Source organism: Streptomyces sp. NBC_00683 (assembly GCF_036226745.1).
Taxonomy (GTDB): domain Bacteria; phylum Actinomycetota; class Actinomycetes; order Streptomycetales; family Streptomycetaceae; genus Streptomyces.
In genome coordinates this window covers 7889555-7909675 of record NZ_CP109013.1, presented here as the reverse complement: position 1 = coordinate 7909675, position 20121 = coordinate 7889555, and the positions used below count along the sequence as shown (strand labels likewise).

Here is a 20121-nt window from a genome sequence, read left to right as displayed (position 1 = left end):
CTAACAATTTGGTCCAGACCATTGACCCGCCGTTCGGTCTCTCTCTAGCATCTGCGGCATCACGACAGCCCATCCGGGCAGGTGTCCCCCTCCCCCCGCGCGTCACCCTTCGCATGCGGAAAACACGTATGCGGTTCAAGCCAGTTCGGGCCGACCGCCCACGGCCCGGCCCCCAGGAGCGTCATGCGCGTACCCGACCAGCAGCCCCACTCAGCGCCGGCGAGCGAAACGGGGCCGGCGGCGGTGGACACCGCGGCGGTGCTCTCCGTCGGGCAGGAGCGTCTGTGGTTCCTGGACCAGTTCGAACCGGGGGACGCGTCCTACAACATTCCGCTGGTGCTCCGGTTCACGGGACCGCTCTCGCCTTCGGCCCTGGGCGCCGCCCTGGACGCGGTGGCCGGTCGGCACGAAGCACTGCGCAGCCGGTTTCCCGCCGTCGACGGACGTCCGTACGTCGTCGTCGACCCGCCGTCTCCGGTACCGCTCGACACCCGCGATCTGCGGGGCCGTTCCGATACGGACATTGCCTCGCGCATCAGCGAGTTCACCAATCGCCCCTTCGATCTGGCGGAAGGACCGTTGCTGCGGGCCGCGCTGTTCCGTACTGGGGAGAGCGCGTACTCGTTCTGCCTCGTGGTGCACCACATCGTCGCCGACGGCTGGTCTCTCGGCCTCCTGCGTTCCGAACTCGCCGCGCACTACTCCGCCCACCGCGTGGGCGGTACGCCGGAGCCGGCGGAGCCGCCGTCCTATCTGGCTCACGCGGCCGCGGAGCGCGCCTGGCTGGACGGGCCCGAGGCCGCTGCGGCCCTCGACCACTGGCGTGAACTGCTCAGCGGGGCAACGCCGCTGGCGCTCCCCCTGGAGCGCCCCCGCCCCGAGGTCCCGAGCAGCGGCGGTGCCTACCGCACCCGGGTGCTGGGCGGTCTGGGCGCCGTGGTGGAGTCCTTCGCCCGTTCGCGGCGCCTCACCCCGTTCATGGTGATCGCCGCCGCCTATCAGGCTCTTCTCCACCGCTGTACCGGCCAGGACGACTTCTGCGTGGGGGTACCCACCGCGGCACGGACCACGGTCGACAGCGAGCGGACCGTCGGCTACTTCTCCTCGACCCTGGTCCTGCGCGCGGACTTCGCAGGCGATCCGTCCTTCGACGCCGTCCTGCGACGGATCCGCGGCGACTGGCTCCGTGCCCTGACGCACGGCCGCGTACCGTTCGAACGGCTCACCGAGGAGCTGCGGCAGGACCGTGACACCGGCCGTACGCCTGTCTTCCAGACGCTCCTCACCGTGCACACGCAGAGCGGCGGCGCTCTCGGCGAGCACCCCTTCGCGGACCTCGTGTGCGCCGAGGGCGACGGCGGCCACACCGCCGCCAAGTTCGAACTGAGCCTGGACGTCCGCCCGGACGGTAACGACCTGCACGCCGTCTTCGGCTACCGCACCGATCTCCTCGACGCGGCGCAGACCGCACTGATCGCCGACCGCTTCGAGGTACTGCTTCGCGCCGCCCTGGAAGCGCCGGACACGCCCGTGCGGCTGCTGCCCGTGCTCGACGAGCACGAACTGGCGGTACAGCGGGGGGAGAACGCGGGGCCCGCTCTTCCGGCACACCCCCCGACAGTCCTCGCCGCGATCGACCGGGCGACGCTCGTCCCCGGCGCAGGGGCGGTCGTCGGACCCGACGAAAGCCTCACACGCGGTGAACTCGCCGACTCCTCCCGCGCCCTGGCTGCCCGGCTCCTGGCCTGCGGCGTCCGCCGGGGGGACCTCGTCGCGCTCTGTCTGCCCCGTGGTCCGCGGGCGGTCGTGGCGATGCTCGCCGCATGGCGCATCGGCGCCGGATACCTCCCGCTGGACCCGCAGTACCCCTCCGCTCGGCTCGACTTCATGCTCCGGGACAGCAGGGCCGCCCTCCTGCTGACTTCGGACGGCGGGCCCGTCGCGGGTCTCACCGTCGACCTCCCCGTCCTGTCCGTCACCCCGCCGACCGGCTCCGAGGGCATCTCCGGCCCCCTCCCCGGACCCGACAGCGAGGCGGGCCCGGACGACCCCGCGTACCTCATCTACACCTCGGGCTCCACGGGCACGCCCAAGGGCGTTCTCGTGCCGCACCGCGCACTCGCTGCACGTGTCGCCTGGATGCGCGAGGGCTACGGCATCGGCGAGGCGGACCGCGTCCTGCACAGCGCCTCGCTCTCCTTCGACACAGGCGCCGAGGAGATCTTCCCGGCACTGGCGTCGGGCGCGGCCCTCGTCACGGCCCGGCCCGGAGCCGCCCTCTCCGACCAGCTGGCCGAACCGTACGCGGCCGGTGTCACCGTCCTGGACCTTCCGACCCCCTACTGGCACCACCTCGTCGCCGACCTGGACGAAACCCCGTGGCCGGACTCGCTGCGCCTGCTGATCCTGGGCGCCGACCAGGCGCGCGCCGAGGCGGTCGCCGCCTGGCGGGGCCGTTTCGGCGACACCGTACGGCTGGTGAACTCCTACGGCCCGACGGAGACCACCGTCATCGCCACCACGGCCGAGCTGGGCGCGGCCGACGAGTTGCGCAGGCCGCCCATCGGGCGTCCCATCGGCGCGACGACCGTCGCCGTGCTGGACCGCTACGGCACGCCCGTGCCGCCCGGCACGCCCGGTGAGCTGGTGATCGGCGGGGCCGGTGTCGCCGACGGGTATCTGGGGCGCCCCGGCGCCACCGCGCGGTCCTTCGTGCCGGACCCGGACGGGCCTCCCGGGGCCCGCCGCTACCGTACGGGCGACCGGGTACGCCGTCGCGCGGACGGGCAACTGGAGTTCCTCGGCCGCCTGGACGGCCAGGTGAAGGTGCGCGGATTCCGGATCGAGCCCGGCGAGGTCGAGTCCGCGCTCGGCGCCCTGCCCGGTGTGGCCGAGGCCGTGGTGTCCGCCCGCGACGACCGGCTGATCGCCCACGTCGCAGCGGCGCCGGGAGCGCCCCCGCCGGATCCGGCGCGACTGCGCGCGGAGCTGTCCGCGGTGCTGCCGCCGCATCTCGTCCCCAACGCCTGGGTCGTGCTCGACCGACTGCCCCTCACCCCGAACGGCAAGGTGGACCGGGCGGCCCTGCCGGATCCCGAGGCAGCCTCGCCCGTCCGTGCCGTGCACGTACCGCCCCGGACCGAGGCGGAGGAACTCGTGGCCGACGTCTGGCGGGAGGTGCTCGGCACCGGGCCCGTCGGCGCCGACGACGACTTCTTCGACCTGGGAGGCCACTCGCTCCTGGCGACCCGGGTCGTCGCCCGCATCCGAGCCGCCGTCGACCTCGCCGTCCCCCTGCGCACCCTGTTCACCCACCGCACGGTCGCGGCCTTCGCCGAGGCCGTGGAAGCAGCCCTGACCGCGGAGATCGACGCCCTGTCGGACACGGCGGCCGAAGAACTCCTCGCCGCGCAGGACGCACTGGAAGGAAGCCGGCCCGTCTCATGAGCGCCGACACCACCAATCCGGCAGAACCCGCTGCGACCCGCCTCTCGGCCGCCAAGAAGGAGCTGCTGCGCCGCCGGCTGGCCTCGCGGGCCGCCACCCGCGCGACCGTGCCCCGCCGGGATCCCGGCACGCCCGTCCCGCTGTCGTTCGCCCAGGAACGGCTCTGGTTCATGGAGCAGTTCGCTCCGGGAACCGCCGCGTACAACATCCCGGTGGTCCGCCGGCTCCGCGGCCCACTGGACACCGGTGCCCTCCGTGCCGCTCTGGACGCGAGCGTGGCGCGGCACGAGACGCTTCGCTCGCGGTACCCGGCCACCGACGACGGGCGCCCTGTACTGGTCATCGACCCGCCCGGGCCGGCCGATCTCACCCACGCCGAAGCCGCCTCCCCGTCCGAGGCCGAACGCCTCGTCGACGAGGCGTCGGCCGTGCCCTTCGACCTGGAGGAGGGGCCGCTGCTGCGAGCGCTCCTCATCCGGCTCGCAGACGACGATCACGTCCTGCTCCTGGTGGTCCATCACAGCGTCAGCGACGGCTGGTCCAGCGAGGTCCTGCTGGGTGAGGTGCTGCGCGGCTACGCCGCACGCGTCGCGGGGGATCCCGATCCGCTCCCCGAACTGGTGGTGCAGTACGGGGACTTCGCCCTGTGGCAGCGCGAGCAGCTCAGCGGCGAGCGGCTCGCTGCCGAGATCGCCCACTGGACCCGTGAGCTCGCCGGGATCGAGCCGTTGGAGCTCGCCTTCTCCCGCCCCCGCCCGCCCCGCCAGACCTTCGAGGGCGCCGGGCACGCGTTCTCCGTCGACCGTGCCCTCCTCGACCGGCTCACGCTGCTCGGGCGGCGGCACGACGCGACCGTGCACATGGTCCTCCTGGCCGCCTTCCAGGTGCTCCTGGCCCGCTACAGCGGTCAGACGGACTTCGCGGTCGGCTCCCCCGTCGCCGGACGTCCCGAACCGGAACTCGAGCCTCTGGTCGGCATGTTCGTGAACGTCATCGCCCTTCCGGCCCGTCTGGAGGGCGACCCCTCGTTCGCCGAGTTCCTGCGCCGCACCCGCGAGACCTGCCTCGACGCCTACGCCCACCAGGACCTGCCGTTCGCGCAGCTGGTCAGCGAGCTCAAGGTGTCCCGGGACGTGTCGCGGCCGCCCGTCTTCCAGGCCGTCCTGGCCGTACAGAACTACGCCACCCAGCGCGACGCCGCGTCGGACGGCCCCGTGACGGCCGAACCGTTCGGGGTGCGGGCCAGCGGTACCCGCTTCGATCTCGAACTCTTCCTCCAGGAGTGGCCCGACGGGCTGCACGGCTCCTTCAACTTCAACACCGACCTGTTCGACGTTGCCGACATCGCGCGCCTCGCCGACCACCTCGGCAGGCTCCTCCAGGCTGTCGCAGCCGCCCCGGAGACCCCGCTGTCCGGCCTCGCCGGACGCACCACGGACGAACACGACTTCGAGACGCGCCGGTTCAACGACACCGCGCTGGACCGTGCGCCCACCACCCTCACCGCCCTCGTCGCCGAGCAGATCGCCCGCACTCCCGACGCGGTCGCCGTGGCCGTCGAAGGCAGGGCGGCCCTCACCTACCGGCAGCTCGACGCGCAGGCCGACCGGATCGCCGCGCGGCTGGCCGCCGAGGGGATCGGCCCGGGGAGCCTCGTGGCCATCTGCTCCGAACGCTCACCCGAACTCGTCGCCGGTCTGCTCGGCATCCTGCGCACCGGTGCGGGCTACACCCCGCTGGAACCCGGCTACCCCGCCGAACGCCTCGCCTTCCTCCTCGCCGACAGCGACGCGCCCGTCCTGCTCACCCAGCGCGGACTGCCCACACCGCACGGCTGTACCGCGCAGGTCATGCTGCTGGACGATCCCGCGGAGCCGCCCAGATCACGCCGCGGACCGGCGGGACCGGGCCCCGACGACACCGCGTACCTCATCTACACCTCCGGCTCCACCGGCCGCCCCAAGGGCGTCCCGAACACCCACCGGGCGATCGCCAACCGCATCCAGTGGATGCAGGACACCTACCGCCTCGGGCCCGACGACGCCGTCCTGCAGAAGACCCCCGTCGGCTTCGACGTATCGGTCTGGGAGTTCTTCTGGCCCCTGGCCGCCGGTGCGCGCATCGTTCTCGCCAAGCCCGGCGGCCAGAAGGACAGCGGCTATCTGCGCGACCTCATAGCCTCCGCCGGCGTCACCGTCGCCCACTTCGTGCCCGCCATGCTGACGGTCTTCCTCGCCGAGGAGGGCATCGAGCGGTGTACGGCCCTGCGCCGCGTGATCAGCAGCGGAGAGGCGCTGCCGCCCGACGCCGCCCGCGAGCTGACCGGCCGGCTGCCGCACTGCTCCGTCGCCAATCTGTACGGACCCACGGAGGCCGCCGTCGACGTCTCTTCGTGGGAGTGCTCCGGCCCCCTGGAGACGGTGCCGATCGGGCTCCCGATCGACAACACGCGGCTGTACGTTCTGGACGCCGCTCTGCGCCCCGTACCGCCCGGCGCCCCCGGCGAGCTGCACATCGGCGGCACCGCCGTCGCCCTCGGCTACCACCGCCGGCCGGGCCTGACCGCGGCCCGGTTCGTGCCCGACCCGTACGGCCCGCCGGGCTCCCGCCTCTACCGCACCGGAGACCTGGCCCGCCGCCGCCCGGACGGCGCTCTGCAACACCTCGGCCGCATCGACCAGCAGATCAAGCTGCGCGGGCTGCGGATCGAGCCCGGCGAGACGGAGGCCGCGCTGCGCGCCCAGCCCGGTGTCGCCGACGCCGCCGTCGTCCTGCGCGAGGACCGTCCCGGAGACAAGCGCCTCGTCGGGTACGTCGTGCCCGCCACCGGTTCCGACGAGCCCGACCCCGCACGGCTCCGTACCGCGCTCAAGAGGCTGCTTCCCGACCATCAGGTCCCCGCCGTGGTGGCCGTCGTCCCCTCCCTGCCGCTCACCCCCAACGGGAAGCTCGACCGCCGCGCCCTGCCCGCTCCCCAGATGCGGCGCGCGACCGGCGCGACCCGGCCGGCCACCGCGACCGAGCTCCTGCTCGCCGAGATCTGGAACGAGGTGCTCGGCCTGACGGAAGTCGGCACGGACGAGGACTTCTTCGACCTCGGCGGCCACTCGCTCCTCGCCACGCAGGTCGTCGCCAGGGCCCGCGGCCGGCTCACCGAGGCGGGCGCGCAGCCCGTCAGCGTCATGGACCTCTTCACCCACCGCACGATCCGCGACCTGGCCGCCGTCGCCGCGAGGGACGAGCACGACGACACTCCGCGGCCGCTGCTGCACCGGCTCACCCCGCCGGTGTCCGCCGCCCGCCGTACCCGCACCTTCGTCTGCGTTCCGTACGGCGGCGGCAGCCCTGTCGTCTACCAGCCCGTCGCCGACGCGCTGCCCTCCGACGTCGAACTGTGGGCCGTCGCCGTGCCGGGCCACGACGTCGGCGTCACCGAGGAGTCCGTCCCGTTCGACGAACTCGCCGAGCGCATCGCGGGCGAGGTGCGGGAACGGACGGAGGGACCCGTCGTCGTCTACGGCCACTGCGCCGTCGGTACGGCGCTGGCGATCGCCGTGTCCCGGCTGCTGGAGGCGACCGGCCATCCCCTGGAGGCCGTCTACGCCGGGGCCCAGTTCCCGTTCGCCCGGCCGCGCAGCCGTGTCCTCAACGCGCTCAGCCGCGTCGCCTCCCTCGAACCCCTGCTCGGCGACCGGGTGTACGCGAACTGGCTCATCGGGCTCGGCGTGAACACCTCCGACCTCGACAAGGAACAGGCCGCGTTCATCATCGGCAACATGCGCCGTGACACACAGGCCGCCGAGGACTACTTCACCCGCGCCATCGCCGACGTCGCCGCGGGCGCACCGCGGCTGCGCGCCCCGCTCGTCTGCCTGATCGGCGACCAGGACCCGGCCGCCGACTTCTACCAGGAGCGCTACCGCGAGTGGCTGCTGCTGGCCGAACGCTCCGCCGTGGCCGTTCTCGACCAGGGCGGTCACTTCTTCCTCAAGTACCGGGCCGTCGAGGTCGCCGACGCGGTCACCACGGTGCACCTCGCGGTCCGTGACGGGCTGACCGACGAGCTCCCCGCCCACGATCCGCTCCACTCGTGGTGGTTCCACGGGGACACCGGCCCGGTCGCGGAGGCCAATGGCACAGAGGCGGACGAACAGCCCTCGGCCCCGCCCCACGAGGGCACGGAGTCCGCCGCCGGGCCCGAACCCAGCATGCGCCGGTTCCTCCTGGTCGCGGTCGGGCAGCTCTTCTCGATCACCGGCTCGGCACTGACCGAGTTCGCCCTCCCGATCTGGATCCTCCTGAACACCGGCTCCCTCACCCGGTACGCGCTGTACGCGGTCGTCGCCATGGTTCCCGGCATCCTCGTCGGCCCGCTCGCGGGAGCCCTCGTCGACCGGATGAACCGGCGCACGGTGCTCCTCGCCGGCGATATCGCCGCGTGTACCACCCAGGCCGGTCTCCTCGCTCTGCTCGTCACCGGAAACCTGCACTCCTGGGAGGTGTACGTGCTGCTCGGCGTACTCTCCGTCGCCCTGACGTTCCAACGGCTCGCCTACGCTTCCGCGGTCCCGCAGCTCGTGCCCAAGCAGTACCTCGGTCATGCCAACGGGATCGTTCAACTCGCTTTCGGAACAGCCCAGTTCGTCGTCCCGCTGGTGGCTGTGGCGCTCATGGCCGCGATCGGTCTCGGCGGCATCCTCGTCATCGACGTGGTCAGTTACGTGCTGGCCATCGGCGTGCTGCTTGCGGTGAAGTTCCCCCGGACCCTGCCGTGGACGCGGCGCGAGTCCCTCGTGTCCGAGATCCGGCACGGCTTCACGCATTCATGGCGCAACCGGGGTTTCCGGGCCATGCTCCTGTGGTTCGCGGGGCTCAACATCTTCCTCTCGCCCCTCTTCCTGCTCATCACCCCGCTGGTCCTCGCCTTCGACGATCTCCAGGGCGCGGCGCGGGTCGCCGTCGCGGGTGGCGCCGGGGCGATCCTGGGAGGGATCGTCATGGGCTTCTGGGGCGGCCCGCGCCGGCACCGGCTGCGGGGCATGCTCGGCCTCGCGGCGCTCCTGGCCCTGGCCGGAGCCGTCACCGGGCTGCACGCCAGTCTCTGGGTGATCGCCGCCGGGGCGTTCGGCATGTCCTTCGCGCTGTCCCTCGTCAACGGCGTCTACTCCACGATCGTCCAGGTCAAGGTGCCCCAGCGTTTCCACGGCCGGGTCTTCGCCCTGAACACCCTGGTCGCCTGGTCCACCCTGCCGTTGGGCCACGGGGTCATCGCACCGCTGGGCTCCTCGCTGCTGGGGCCGCTGATGGAGTCCGGAGGGGCGCTCGCCCCCGTCTTCGGGCCCCTGATCGGCACCGGCCCGGGGCGCGGCATCGCCCTGATGTACGTCCTGTTCGGGTGCGCCATGCTCGGGATGGTCGCGCTCGGCCTGCGCCTTCCCGTGCTGGCCCGCTTCGACCGGGACGTCCCCGAGGCCGAACCCGACGACCTGGTCGGCCTGCGCGAGCGTGCCCGCATCGCCGCCGCCCGCCGTGCGAAGGAGAGCCGGACGTGACGGACCCGGTCGCCACCCTGCCCGCCCTGCTCGCCCACCGTGCCGCCGCGCACGGCGACCGCACGGCCCTCGTCACCGGTCGCGAGCGGCTCGACTTCGCGTCCTGGCAGGCCCGTTCGGGGGCGTACGCCTCCGCGTTGCGCTCCGCCGGGTTGCGGCCTGGGGACCGTGTCGTGCTGCACCACGGCACGAGCCGGTGGACGGAGTTCGCTGTCGCGTTCCTCGCGGTGCTGCGCGCCGGCGGGGTGGCGGTCCCGCTGTCCGACCGGTCGGCGCCCGCCGCCACGGAGTACGTACTCGCCGATGCGGAGGCCCGCTTCGTGCTGCACGGCGGGCCGGACCTCCCGGCCGGAATCCCGCCCGGGACGACCGTGTTGACCGAATCCGACGCCGAAGGCCATCCCTCGGTGCCGGACCTGCCCGACGGCCTTGGGGGTCCCGGCGACCTCGCCCAGATCCTCTACACCTCCGGTACCACGGGGACCCCCAAGGCCGTCGGCGCGCGCCACGCCAACCTGGCCCACGGATGCACACTGGACGAGCGCCGCCGGCCGCTGCGCCACTCCTCCGCCTTCCTGCACGCCTTCCCCGTCGGCACGAACGCCGGACAGACCATGCTGGTCAACGCGCTCAACGCGCACGCCACGTGTGTCACCGCTCCTCAGTTCACCCCGGCCCGCTTCCTCCGCCTCCTGTCCGAACACGACGCCGGGAGCGTCTTCCTCGTCCCCGCCATGGCGATCGAGCTGCTGGCGTCACCGGCCCTCGCGGACGCCACCGCCTCGGGCGCGCTCGACTCCGTGCGCCTCGTCGGATCCACGGCCGCAGCTCTGCCCCAGCCGGTCGCGCTCGGGCTCGGCCTGGCCTTCCCGAAAGCTCAGATCGTGAACTACTACACCTCCACCGAGGCCGCGCCCGCGCAGATCACCCTGCTGTTCGATCCGGCCCGTCCCACCTCGCCCGGCCGGCCCGCCTCCCTGGCCGATCTGCGCGTGACCACGCCCGAGGGCCTCCCGGTCCCGGCGGGCCGGCCGGGCGAGCTGTGGCTGCGTTCTCCCGCGGCTCCGCGGGCGTACATGGGGGAGACGGACGGCGAGGTCTTCCAGGGGCGCTGGGTACGCATGGGCGACCTCGGCCGCATCGACGAGGACGGCTTCCTCCACCTGCTCGACCGGGAGCGCGACGTCGTCAAGTCGGGTGCCCACAAGGTCTCCACCCTCCAGGTCGAGAACGCCCTGCACTCCCATCCGCAGGTGCGCGACGCCGCCGCCGTGGGAGTTCCGCATCCCGTGCTCGGCAGCGTCGTCGCCGCAGTGGTCGTGTCCGACGCCGGTCTGACGGCGGCCGCCCTGCGGATCTTCCTGCTCGATCACCTGGCCGTCCACGAACTGCCCGCCACCGTGCTGTTCCGCGACGCGCTGCCCCGTAACGAGGCCGGCAAGGTCCTCAAGCGCGATCTGCGCCGGCTCCTCGCCCAAGACCACCCCGAGGCCACCCTGTGAACGCGACCCTCAGCCCCGCCCAGCACGGCGTCTGGCTCACCGAGCGCACCCTGGACACCGCCGCCGCCTATCACCTGACACTGACCGTGGACCTCGACGGCCCCGTCGACGCCGACACCATGGTCCGGGCCTGCTCCGCCGTCGCGGCCCAGCACCCGGCCCTCACCACGGTGTTCGGTGCAGACGGAGCGCCCCGAGCCGGAACGGAACAGCCCCGTCCGCGCGTCGTCGACTGCTCCCCCGGTGAACTGGACACCCTCCTCGCCCGGGAGCGGGCCCTTCCCTTCGACCTCGCCCGGGGGCCGCTGTACCGCTTCGTCCTGTTCCGGCTGTCCCCGGTGCGGCACGCCCTGGTCCTGACCGTCCATCACCTCGCCTTCGACGGCGAGTCCAAGGACCGGCTGATCAGCGACCTGACCGACGCCTACCGGAGAGCTCCGCTCACTCCGGCCGCCCCGTGCCCTGCGGTGGAACCCTCCCGCGATGCCCTCGCGGGCGCGGAGGCGTACTGGGCCGCCCGTTGGCGCGAGCCGGCCGCGCCCACGCTGCCGGGCCTCGTGCCCTCCCGCACCCCCGGCACCGCTCCCGCGCCGGGCGCCGAGATCTCGCTGAGCCTCGGCCCCGGGAGGACCGCCCTCCTGGACACGACGGCGCGCCGGCTCGGTCTGACCCGCTTCGAACTCCTCACCGCGTCGTGGCACGCGCTGCTCGCCCGTTACGGCGACCCCGCCCCGGTCACGGCCGTCGAACTGTCGCTGCGCCCGCGGGGCGAGGCGGTCGGTGTGGGGCTGGCCGTCAACGAGCTGCCCCTCTTCAGCACCGCGGTCCCCGAAGTGCCGTTCGCCACCTGGTCCCAGACGGTCCGCGCCGAGCTGCGCGCCCTGTACCGGCACCGGGCCGTCCCGCTGGGCCGCTCCGTGCGCGGCCTGACCCCGCGCACCGCGCTCACCCCCCTCTCCCTCAGCTATCGGCGCCGTCCGGCCGGGGAGCTGCCCGCCTTCGGCGACGGGGTGCGCGCCGAGTTCCACTGGACCGGCTTCTGCGGCACCGCGCGCAACCTGCTCCACCTCCAGCTCGTCGACTCCGGGTCCGAGATCGACGCGAGCCTGCAGTACCGGTCCGACGCCCTCACCGCCGATGCGGCGCGGAGCATCGCCGGACACTGGACGACGCTCCTCGACGGTGTACTGGCCGATCCCGGCACACCGGTCGGCGACCTGCCCCTGCTGACGTCCCGTGAACGGTCGGACCAGCTCGCCGCACCGGCCCCCCGGCCCGAACTCGCCCTGTGCACCGTGCCCGCGCTGTTCGCCCGGGCGGTGGCGGCCCGCCCCGACGCGGTCGCCGTCGTCTGCGGCGAGGAAGCCCTGACCTACCGCGAGCTCTCCGGTCTCGTCGCGCACGCGGCCACCGCGCTGCGCCGCCACGGCGCGGGCCCGGGCACCCTCATCGGCATCGGCCTGCCCCGCGGGCGCGACCAGCTGGTCGCCGTCCTCGCCACCCTTGCCTGCGGGGCCGCCTATCTGCCCCTCGACCCCGACTACCCGGCCGAGCGGCTGGCCTTCATCCGGTCCGACTCCCGTCTCGCGCTCCGGATCACCGCGCGCCCGGACGGCCCGGGCGATCTCGTACCGGCCGATCTCGCGCCCGAAGGTACGGACACCCCGGCTCTGCCCCCCGGGCCGACGCACTCCCATCCCGCCTATGTGCTCTACACCTCCGGGTCCACCGGGCGTCCCAAGGGCGTGGAGGTGCCCCACTCCGCGCTCGCCAACGTCCTGGGCGCACTGCGCGACCATCTGGGCTCCGGCCCCGAGGACCGCTGGCTCGGTCTCACCTCGTTGTCCTTCGACATCTCCGCCGTCGAACTGCTTCTGCCCCTCGTCACCGGAGGACGCGTCGTCCTCGTACCTGAGGGCGGTCACCGCGACGGCCCCGCGCTCCTCGGCCTCATCCGCGGCGAGGAGATCACCCACGTCCAGGCCACTCCCAGCGGATGGCGCCTGCTCCTCGACGCCGGCCTCACCGGCGCGGCTGCCGGACTCACGGCGCTCACGGGCGGCGAGGCGCTGCCCCCGTCCCTCGCCGCGGACCTGGCCGCGGCGAGCAAGCGGCTCGTGAACGTCTACGGCCCGACCGAGACGACCATCTGGTCCTCCCTCGCGGAACCCGCCGTGGCCGACGACGGACAGGTCCTCATCGGCGAACCGCTCGCCAACACCCGCGCCTACGTCCTCGACGAGCGGCTGCGCCCCGTCCCGTACGGACTGCCGGGTGAACTCTGTCTCGGTGGCGCGGGGCTGGCCCACGGATACCGGCACCGCCCGGGCCTGACGGCCTCCCGATTCCTCCCCGACCCGTACGGCCCGCCGGGGTCACGCCTCTACCGCACCGGCGACCTCGTCCGGCGCCTGCCCGACGGTGGTCTCGTCTACCTCGGCCGCTCCGACACCCAGGTCAAACTGCGCGGCCACCGGATCGAGCTGGGCGAGATCGAGGCGCGGCTGGCCTCGCATCCCTCGGTGGCCCAGGCCGCCGCCGCTGTGCACGGCACGGACGGCGACCGCCGGCTGAGCGCCTATGTCGTCCCCGCCGGCCCGGCGCCCACCGCGCAGGAGCTGCACGCCCACCTGTCCGCCACGCTCCCGGCGGCTGCGGTGCCCGGCACGTACACCGTTCTGGACGCCTTCCCGCTCACGCCCAACGGAAAGCTTGACCGGGCCGCGCTCCCGGAGCCGGTCACCGACCGGAGCAGGCCCGCGGCCGCCGCCACGGACGGCGAACTCGACTCCACCACCGGCGCGGTGCTGGCCATCTGGCGCGAGGTCCTGGCCCTGGACGACCTCGGGCCGGACGAGGACCTCTTCGACCTCGGCGGCCATTCACTGACCATCACCGCCATCGCCGCCCGCATCCACCAGAACCTCGGCGTGGACGTCCCTCTCGACGTCTTCTTCGACACCCCTACCGTGCACGGCGTCACCGCCGCCGTCACCGCACTGTGCAAGGAGTAGCCCCCATGAGCGATCCGACCCGCTACCTCGTGGCCGTCAACGACGAGGAGCAGCACGCCCTCTGGCAGGACGGCACTCCACTGCCCGCAGGCTGGCGGGCCGAGGGTTTCAGCGGCACCGAGGAGGAGTGCGTCGCGCACGTCGACCAGGTGTGGCCGGACATCCGGCCGCTCAGCCTGCGCCGCCGCCTCGCCGACGAGGCCGCCCGGCAGGCGGGCGGCGCCCGGTGAACGCGCCCGCCCCGACCCGCGACCGCCTTGCCCAGCTCGTCGAACGGGCCACGGACGGCCAGGTCGCCGCCGCCGAGATCGTCGACTCCGCAGAGCCGCTCGCCGCGCTCGGCGTCAGTTCGCTGTCCCTGCTGCGGCTGGCCGACAGCCTGGAGACCGAGTACGGCGTGCTCCTGGACCTCGGCGACCGGGCGCTGTACACCGAGGGGCTCGCCGGGCTCACCGCCCGCGTACGGGCTCTGGCCGCGGAGGGCACCCCGTGACGGCGACGGCCCCGGACGCGTTGGTCCCCGTCACGGGGGCCTCGGACGCCGGCACGGCCGCGGTGACGGCACCGGATCCCCGCCGGGACCCGGCGGGCACGACGACGACGGTCACCTTCACGGGCGGCCGTTCCGGTGACGCCCCGCTCACCTGGGGCCAGCGCGCGATATGGCACGCGATCGGCCGCACCGCGCCCAACGATCACTACTTCAACATCGGCCGAGTCCTGCCTCTCGCCGACCGGGGCGCGCCCGTCGACCTGCCTCGGCTGGCCGGCGCGCTCACCGCGCTCCTCGTCCGCCACGAAGCGCTGCGCACCCGGATCGTGGCCGGTGACGACGGAGAACCCCGCCAACACCTGTGTGCCGAGGGGCTGGTGGAGGTCAGCGTCCACGACGAGCCCGACCCGGCCGGCTGCGGGGCCGCCGCCGAGAACCTGCTGTCGTCCCTCTCCTCGCGCCGTTTCGACTACGCGCGGGAGTGGCCCGTACGGTTCGGCGCCGTCCGCCACGAAGGCCGGGTCACCCACGTCGTACTGGCGCTGTGCCATCTGGCCACCGACGGGCACGGCGCCGAGGTCCTCGTCCGCGATCTGCGGCTGCTGGCCCGCCGCGGGTCGGCCGGTCCCGGCTGCGCCGAGACCCCGCTGGACCTGGCACGCCGTCAGGCCTCCCCGGCCGGCCGGCGCTCCGGCGGGGCCGCGCTCGCCCATTGGGAGAACGGCCTGCGGCAGGCCCCGCCGACGATGTTCCCCACTCCGGTCGCGACGCCGTGCACCCCCCGTTTCTGGACGGGCCGTCTGGTCTCCGCCGCACTCCCCCGGGCCGTCGAGGCGCTGGCCGCCGCCCATCGGGTCAGCGGCTCGACCGTGCTCCTCACCGCTTCGGCCGCTCTGGTCGCCGCCGACCAGGGGCACGCCGTGGCGGCGGTCATGCCGATCGCGGGCAATCGCGCGGCGCAGGGCCACCGCACCCTGGTCAGCACGCTGTCGCAGGACGCGCTGTTCGTTCTGCGCATGGATGATGTCCCGGGTCCGGACGCCGATTTCACCGGTCTGCTGGCGGGTGCCTGGCCGGCCGCGCTCGCCGGGTACCGTGCGGCCGCCTACGATCCCGCCGACTGGGACGCCCTGCTGGACCGGGCAGCCCACGAGCGGGGTGCCGAGGTGCACCCGTACTGCTGCTTCAACGACATGCGGCTGGCGGAGCGGCCCGCAGCACCCCGTCCGGCACCGCACGCCGACGAACTTGCCGCGCTCCGCGGCCGGAGCGTGCTCGACTTCCCCGCGACGCAGGACCGTGTCGCCTGCCGCTACTGCCTGCACGTGAGCGGGGACGACAGCGCGCTCACCGTCACCCTCACCGCCGACACGGCCTATCTGCCTCCGGCCGCCATCCACGCCCACCTTCGCGCCATCGAGGAGGTCGTCGTGTCCTCGTCGGCCGGAGACCCGCCCCGGCTGGCGGCGCTGCCCGGACTCCTAGCGGCGGAAGGCTCCGGCCGATGAGCGCGGGCCTCGTCGCGCGGCCGTCGGCCCGTTCGGAGAAGACCTCGTGCGTCCAGGGCGGGAGCATGCGCTTCGGCGTGAGCGCCGGCGACGGCGGCCCGCTGACCGGTCACGTCGTCGTCACCGACATCGTCGCCGAGCGGGCGATGACGCGCGTACCCGTTCACGGGACGGGGTGGACCCTCGACGTCCCGCCCGACTGGCCCAGTTCCCTCTACGTGGCCCGCTTCCACGACGACCGCCCCGAGACACCGGAGCCGGAGCGCGACGCCGAACACGAAGTGTGGTTCGTCGTCCGCGCCGCACGGCCCGCGGCGACCTCCTCCGTGCTCGTCTCCGTTCCCTTCGCCACCTGGCGCGCCTACCACCGTGCGGGGCAGCCGGGCCGCAGCATCTACTACGCGGAGGAGCCGGGCCGCGCCGCACGGGTGTCCCTCACCGAACCCGGGGGCGGGCCGCCGCCCGAGCGCTGGGAGGAGCCTCTGCTGCGCTGGCTCCCGCAAGCCGGGTACCCGGTCGAGTTCTGCTCCGGCTTCGACCTGCACGACGGCGACGAACTCCTGTCCTCCTACCGGCTGCTGGTCATCAACGGGCACGACGAGTACTGGTCGGCCGGGATGCGCGACAGCGTCGAGACCTTCGTCCGCAAGGGCGGCAATCTGGCGGTCTTCGCGGGCAACACCGCGTGGTGGCAGATGCGCCTGGAGGACGAGGGCCGCACGATGGTCTGTCACCGCGATGCCGCCGCCGACCCCGTCACCGCCGTGGACCCGCGCCTCGCCACCGTCGAGTGGTCCAGTTCGCCCGTCGACCGTCCCGAGAACTCCATGACGGGGGTCAGCTTCCGCAACGGCGCCGGCGCGTGGGGCGAGGGCATGGCCGTGATAGGCCGCGACTCGTATACGGTCCGGTTCGCCGGCCACTGGGTCTTCGAGGGAACCGGCCTCACCGACGGCGACGCGTTCGCCCGGGGCGCGCTCGGGTACGAGACGGACGCCGCCGAACTCGACTGGTCGGCCGGCGTGCCCCGGGCCACCGGGCGTGACGGCACCCCGCGCTCCTTCGCCGTCCTCGCCACCGCGGACCTGCGGCACTGGCGTGCGTACGGGCAGGGCGGCTGGGCCACCATGGGCGTCTTCCGCATGGGCGCCGGCACCGTCTTCAACACGGCCACGATCAACTGGGGCCGGGCTCTGTCCGATCCGGTCGTGGACCGGATCACCCGCAACGTCCTCGACCGTCTCGGCGGTACCTCTCCCCGTCCCTCCTGGCACACCGTCGGGCCGGCGCCGCGTCTGCGGGCGCTCGCCGCCTGCGAGGGCCTGCTCTTCGCCGTGGCCGAGGACGGCAGGACCCTGCTCCACCGCGAGCCGTCCGACCAGAACCTGCCGTGGGTCCCCTGTCCGCCCGCACCGGGGCCGACGCCGGAGATCCGGTGTCTGACGGCCCCGCGCGAGGCGTGCCGGCCCGTGCCGCTGGCCCTGCTCGCTGTCGGAACGGACGACCGACTGCTCGTGCGCGCCCCGGTGCCCGGGCCGGCTCCCTGGACCCCGGCGGGAAAGGTCCCTGCCGGGACGACCGCGCTGGCGATGTGCGACAACACGCTCTTCGCGGTGACCCCGCACGACGACACCCTGCACCATCGTCCTGCCCTGCACCCCGAGGCGCCGTGGACGGCGGTGGGACCGGCGGGCAAGGCAGTCCTGCTCACCGTGCTCAACGCCCGTCTGTACGGCGTCGGTCCGGACGGACTGCTCTCGCGTCCGCCGGTCACCACCGACGTTCCCTTCACCCTCGGCAGCCCCTTCCCCGCGGCCAGGGCTCTCGCCTCGTACGCGGGCCGGCTGCTGGCGGCGACCTCCGACGATCTCCTCGTCAGCCATCCGCCGGTGTGAACGGGGCCGCCGGTACTCAGGGGCACCGGCGGCCCGGGCGGGGCTGATGTGACGGTGCCGGCCGGGCACCGTCACCTGGGAAGTGAGTCGGAATGCGCGTTCCGCGCGGTCCGCTCCGAGGGAGCCTGAGCCCCTCGGGCGACGTGTGATTGACTGATCCGCATGGCCCTGTCTCCGCATCCGCCCGTTCGGCCGTGAGCGCCGATCCGGCCGCGGCCACTCGGCCCCGCAACCGCAAGCAGCTCATCGTCGAGGCAGCCGGCCGAGTCTTCAGCGAGCGCGGCTACCACGCGGCGTCCATGGAGCAGATCGCCGCCGGCGTCGGTATCAGCGCGGCCGCCCTGTACCGGCATTTCCCCAACAAGTACGCGCTGTTCGCGGAGTGCGCCGACCTCATGGCGGACCGGCTCGTCGCCTCGCTCGACGAGGTGCCGTCCGGGGCGGGCCTGGCGGATGTGCTCACCGCCGTCACCCGGGTCACCGTCGCCCATCGCGCATCGGGCGGCGTGTACCGATGGGAGGCCCGCTACCTCAACAGCGAGGACCGCTGCCGTCTCAGGGCGAAGTTCGGGCACGTCGTGGGGCGGGTCGACGAGGCGGTGCAGCGCGAGTACCCACTGCCCGACGAGCGCCTGCGGGCCGCGGCGGCCCTCGGTGCGATCGGGTCCATCGCGATGCATCACACCTCGATCGCTCAACGGCGGGCCGATGAACTGCTGCTGGCGTCCGCGCTGCGCGTGGCCGCGACCGATCCCGCAGCATCCCGGGGCGGCGCGCCCGCCGTCGAGCTGCCCGCCCGGCCGGTGCCGCGCACGCGACGCGCGGAGATCCTCGCGGCCGCCGTCCCGCTGTTCGCACGGGACGGGTTCCCCAGCGTCACGAACGGACAGATCGCCGAGGCGGTGGGGCTGGCCCCTTCGGCGCTCTACCGCCACTACCCCGGCAAGGTCGACATCCTGGCGGCGGCGTGCCTCCAGGCGGCGGGGCTTCTGGCCCAGGGCGTGGACCGGAGTCTTCACGAGGTGTCCGGGCCGCACGAAGCCATCGTCGCGCTGGCTGCGACGTACGTGGCCTACAGCTTCGAGTACACGGCGCTCAACAGCGTCGCCGAAGCCGAGGTCGCAGGCCTGCCGGCCGACCTGCGGCGGCCTGTGGTCCTCGCACAGCGGGAACACATCGCCGTCTGGGAGGAGCAGCTGCGGCTGGCCCGTCCGGAGCTGGACCCGCGCCAGGCCCGGGCGTTGGTGCACGCGGGGTTCGGTGTGGCGGTCGAGGCAGGACGCGCACTGCGGTGGCAGGACAGCCACGACCACCGTGAGGCCGTGACCGCTCTGGTCGTGGGCGCGCTGGGCCTGTGAACCTGCATCGCGACCAGGTACGCGACGGGGCGCCGCGCCGTCAGTCGGCTCTGCCGAGGTCGCCCGGGTGCCCGCCCCTCGGCGCGACGGCCGCGGGGCGGGCACCTGTGGGTTCGGGCCGGCGGCTCAGCCGGCCGGCCTGTTCCCGGTCGGGATCGTGATCGGGGTGGTGGTCCCGGAGCTGCCCTTGTTGAGGAACAGCATGGCTACGCCGCGAAGGAACTGGTCGAACATGTAGAAGGCGCCGGGCGCGACGGGCGACAGCCCCTCCCGGAAGAGGATGAAGGCCGGCCACACCGTGCGGATCAGAGCCGCCGCCGCGTAGTCGCGCGGCAGCCCCAGCCAGTCGCCGACCTCGTTGCTGAGGGCGTAGCGCACGAACTCGTTCAGGAACCCGCGCGTGACACCGAGATCGATCTCCGCGGTCAGACCGAGCAGCACCTCGGCCAGGTCGAGGCCCTCGGGCGTCGGGGCCAGGATCGGGGTGAGCACCTGCGCCGACTGGGCCTCCGCGGCCGCCCAGGTCTTCGGAATGAACTCGTCCGGCACGCCGAGCAGGTGAATGGCGACCTGCCACGAGTGCAGGAACGCCTCCTGGTCCGCGGCCGACATCGGGATCCTCCAGTCGAGCATCTTCCGGTGCACGAAGGTTCCCAGGCTGTGGAAGGTGACCAGGATGTCGGCGGCACTGATCGGGATGGCCTGGTCGGCGCCCGCCTTCCAGTGCGGCGACTGCGGCAGCAGGTGACGTACCGCGCCGTGCACCAGTCGCGTCTTGTTGGCGGTGACGACGAACTGCCCCGTCGGCTTGAAGGCGTCAAGCTGGGCCAGGTCGTAGCCGAACGTGAACGTCTTGGCCGCGCGGTCCTTCATGTCGGCGCCGCCGACGGACCAGTAGACGCTTCTGGCCTCCCGCGGGATCACGGTACTCATGATCCCGCTGCCGAGGCCGTAGAGCATGAACAGGTAGGTGTCCTTGCGCCGGTTGAAGTCGGCGGCGCGGGCCAGCTTGACGGGGTCGGCCCAGGACGGCAGCTTGTTGGCCGCCTCGAGATGCGCCCTGAGCTCGGCCGGCAGGCCGCCGGGCAGCGCGTCACCGTTGTCCACCCACCCCGCCATCGCGGTGTTGACCGACGGAACCTGGCCATTCGTGAGCAGCGAAACCATCAGAGGATCCACCGCACTGTCCCAGACGTACTCCGGGTCCGCGCCCGTGCCGGTTCCGGCCACCGAGTCCGCCGACGCCCATGCCTTGGCGGGGGCGGCCACGCCCACGAGACCGAGTGCGACACCGAGGGACAGGAATCGTCGCCTGTCGGGATTGTGCATTAACTTACCCACTTCCCTGCTCG

At 73.4% G+C, this 20121-nt stretch carries 10 protein-coding genes; 9 read left to right on the top strand and 1 reads right to left on the bottom strand.

Annotated features, from left to right (window positions below):
* Positions 1-183 precede the first annotated feature (183 nt).
* From OG257_RS34435 to OG257_RS34395, 9 genes are all read left to right on the top strand, one after another.
* The gene (locus OG257_RS34435) at positions 184-3447 is read left to right on the top strand and encodes an amino acid adenylation domain-containing protein (RefSeq protein ID WP_329213902.1); all 3264 of its coding nucleotides are present in this window, start codon (positions 184-186) and stop codon (positions 3445-3447) included.
* A complete protein-coding gene (locus tag OG257_RS34430; protein WP_329213900.1) occupies positions 3444-8999 on the top strand; it encodes a non-ribosomal peptide synthetase/MFS transporter in 5556 nt (1851 codons plus the stop codon). Before OG257_RS34435 ends, OG257_RS34430 begins: the two co-directional genes overlap by 4 nt.
* Positions 8996-10501: a class I adenylate-forming enzyme family protein gene (locus OG257_RS34425; RefSeq protein ID WP_329213898.1), complete on the top strand. Its 1506-nt coding sequence runs from the start codon at positions 8996-8998 to the stop codon at positions 10499-10501. Before OG257_RS34430 ends, OG257_RS34425 begins: the two co-directional genes overlap by 4 nt.
* The gene (locus OG257_RS34420) at positions 10498-13515 is read left to right on the top strand and encodes a non-ribosomal peptide synthetase (RefSeq protein WP_329213896.1); all 3018 of its coding nucleotides are present in this window, start codon (positions 10498-10500) and stop codon (positions 13513-13515) included. Before OG257_RS34425 ends, OG257_RS34420 begins: the two co-directional genes overlap by 4 nt.
* Before the next feature lie 5 nt (positions 13516-13520).
* The gene (locus tag OG257_RS34415) at positions 13521-13745 is read left to right on the top strand and encodes an MbtH family protein (RefSeq protein WP_329213894.1); all 225 of its coding nucleotides are present in this window, start codon (positions 13521-13523) and stop codon (positions 13743-13745) included.
* Positions 13742-14008, top strand: coding sequence for an acyl carrier protein (locus OG257_RS34410; RefSeq protein WP_329213892.1), 267 nt, complete (start codon positions 13742-13744; stop codon positions 14006-14008). The genes OG257_RS34415 and OG257_RS34410 overlap by 4 nt, the downstream gene beginning before the upstream one ends.
* A gap of 62 nt (positions 14009-14070) precedes the next feature.
* Positions 14071-15516: a condensation domain-containing protein gene (locus tag OG257_RS34405; protein ID WP_329215499.1), complete on the top strand. Its 1446-nt coding sequence runs from the start codon at positions 14071-14073 to the stop codon at positions 15514-15516.
* Positions 15517-15581: 65 nt separating this feature from the next.
* Entirely contained in the window at positions 15582-17411 is a 1830-nt protein-coding gene (locus OG257_RS34400; RefSeq protein ID WP_329215498.1) for a N,N-dimethylformamidase beta subunit family domain-containing protein, read from the top strand.
* A 194-nt stretch (positions 17412-17605) separates the two neighbouring features.
* Positions 17606-18769, top strand: a complete 1164-nt coding sequence (locus OG257_RS34395) for a TetR/AcrR family transcriptional regulator (protein WP_329213890.1) — start codon at positions 17606-17608, stop codon at positions 18767-18769.
* Positions 18770-18895: 126 nt separating this feature from the next.
* Here the strand turns inward: OG257_RS34395 and OG257_RS34390 are convergent, their stop codons facing one another.
* A complete protein-coding gene (locus OG257_RS34390) occupies positions 18896-20098 on the bottom strand; it encodes an oxygenase MpaB family protein (RefSeq protein ID WP_329213888.1) in 1203 nt (400 codons plus the stop codon).
* Positions 20099-20121: the final 23 nt, after the last annotated feature.

Excerpts from the sequence above, each read along its gene's own strand:
- OG257_RS34435 (WP_329213902.1), top strand. The coding sequence starts at position 184 with ATGCGCGTACCCGACCAGCAGCCCCACTCAGCGCCGGCGAGCGAAACG.
- OG257_RS34430 (WP_329213900.1), top strand. The coding sequence starts at position 3,444 with ATGAGCGCCGACACCACCAATCCGGCAGAACCCGCTGCGACCCGCCTC.
- OG257_RS34415 (WP_329213894.1), top strand. The coding sequence starts at position 13,521 with ATGAGCGATCCGACCCGCTACCTCGTGGCCGTCAACGACGAGGAGCAG.
- OG257_RS34400 (WP_329215498.1), top strand. The coding sequence starts at position 15,582 with ATGCGCTTCGGCGTGAGCGCCGGCGACGGCGGCCCGCTGACCGGTCAC.
- OG257_RS34390 (WP_329213888.1), bottom strand. The coding sequence starts at position 20,098 with ATGCACAATCCCGACAGGCGACGATTCCTGTCCCTCGGTGTCGCACTC.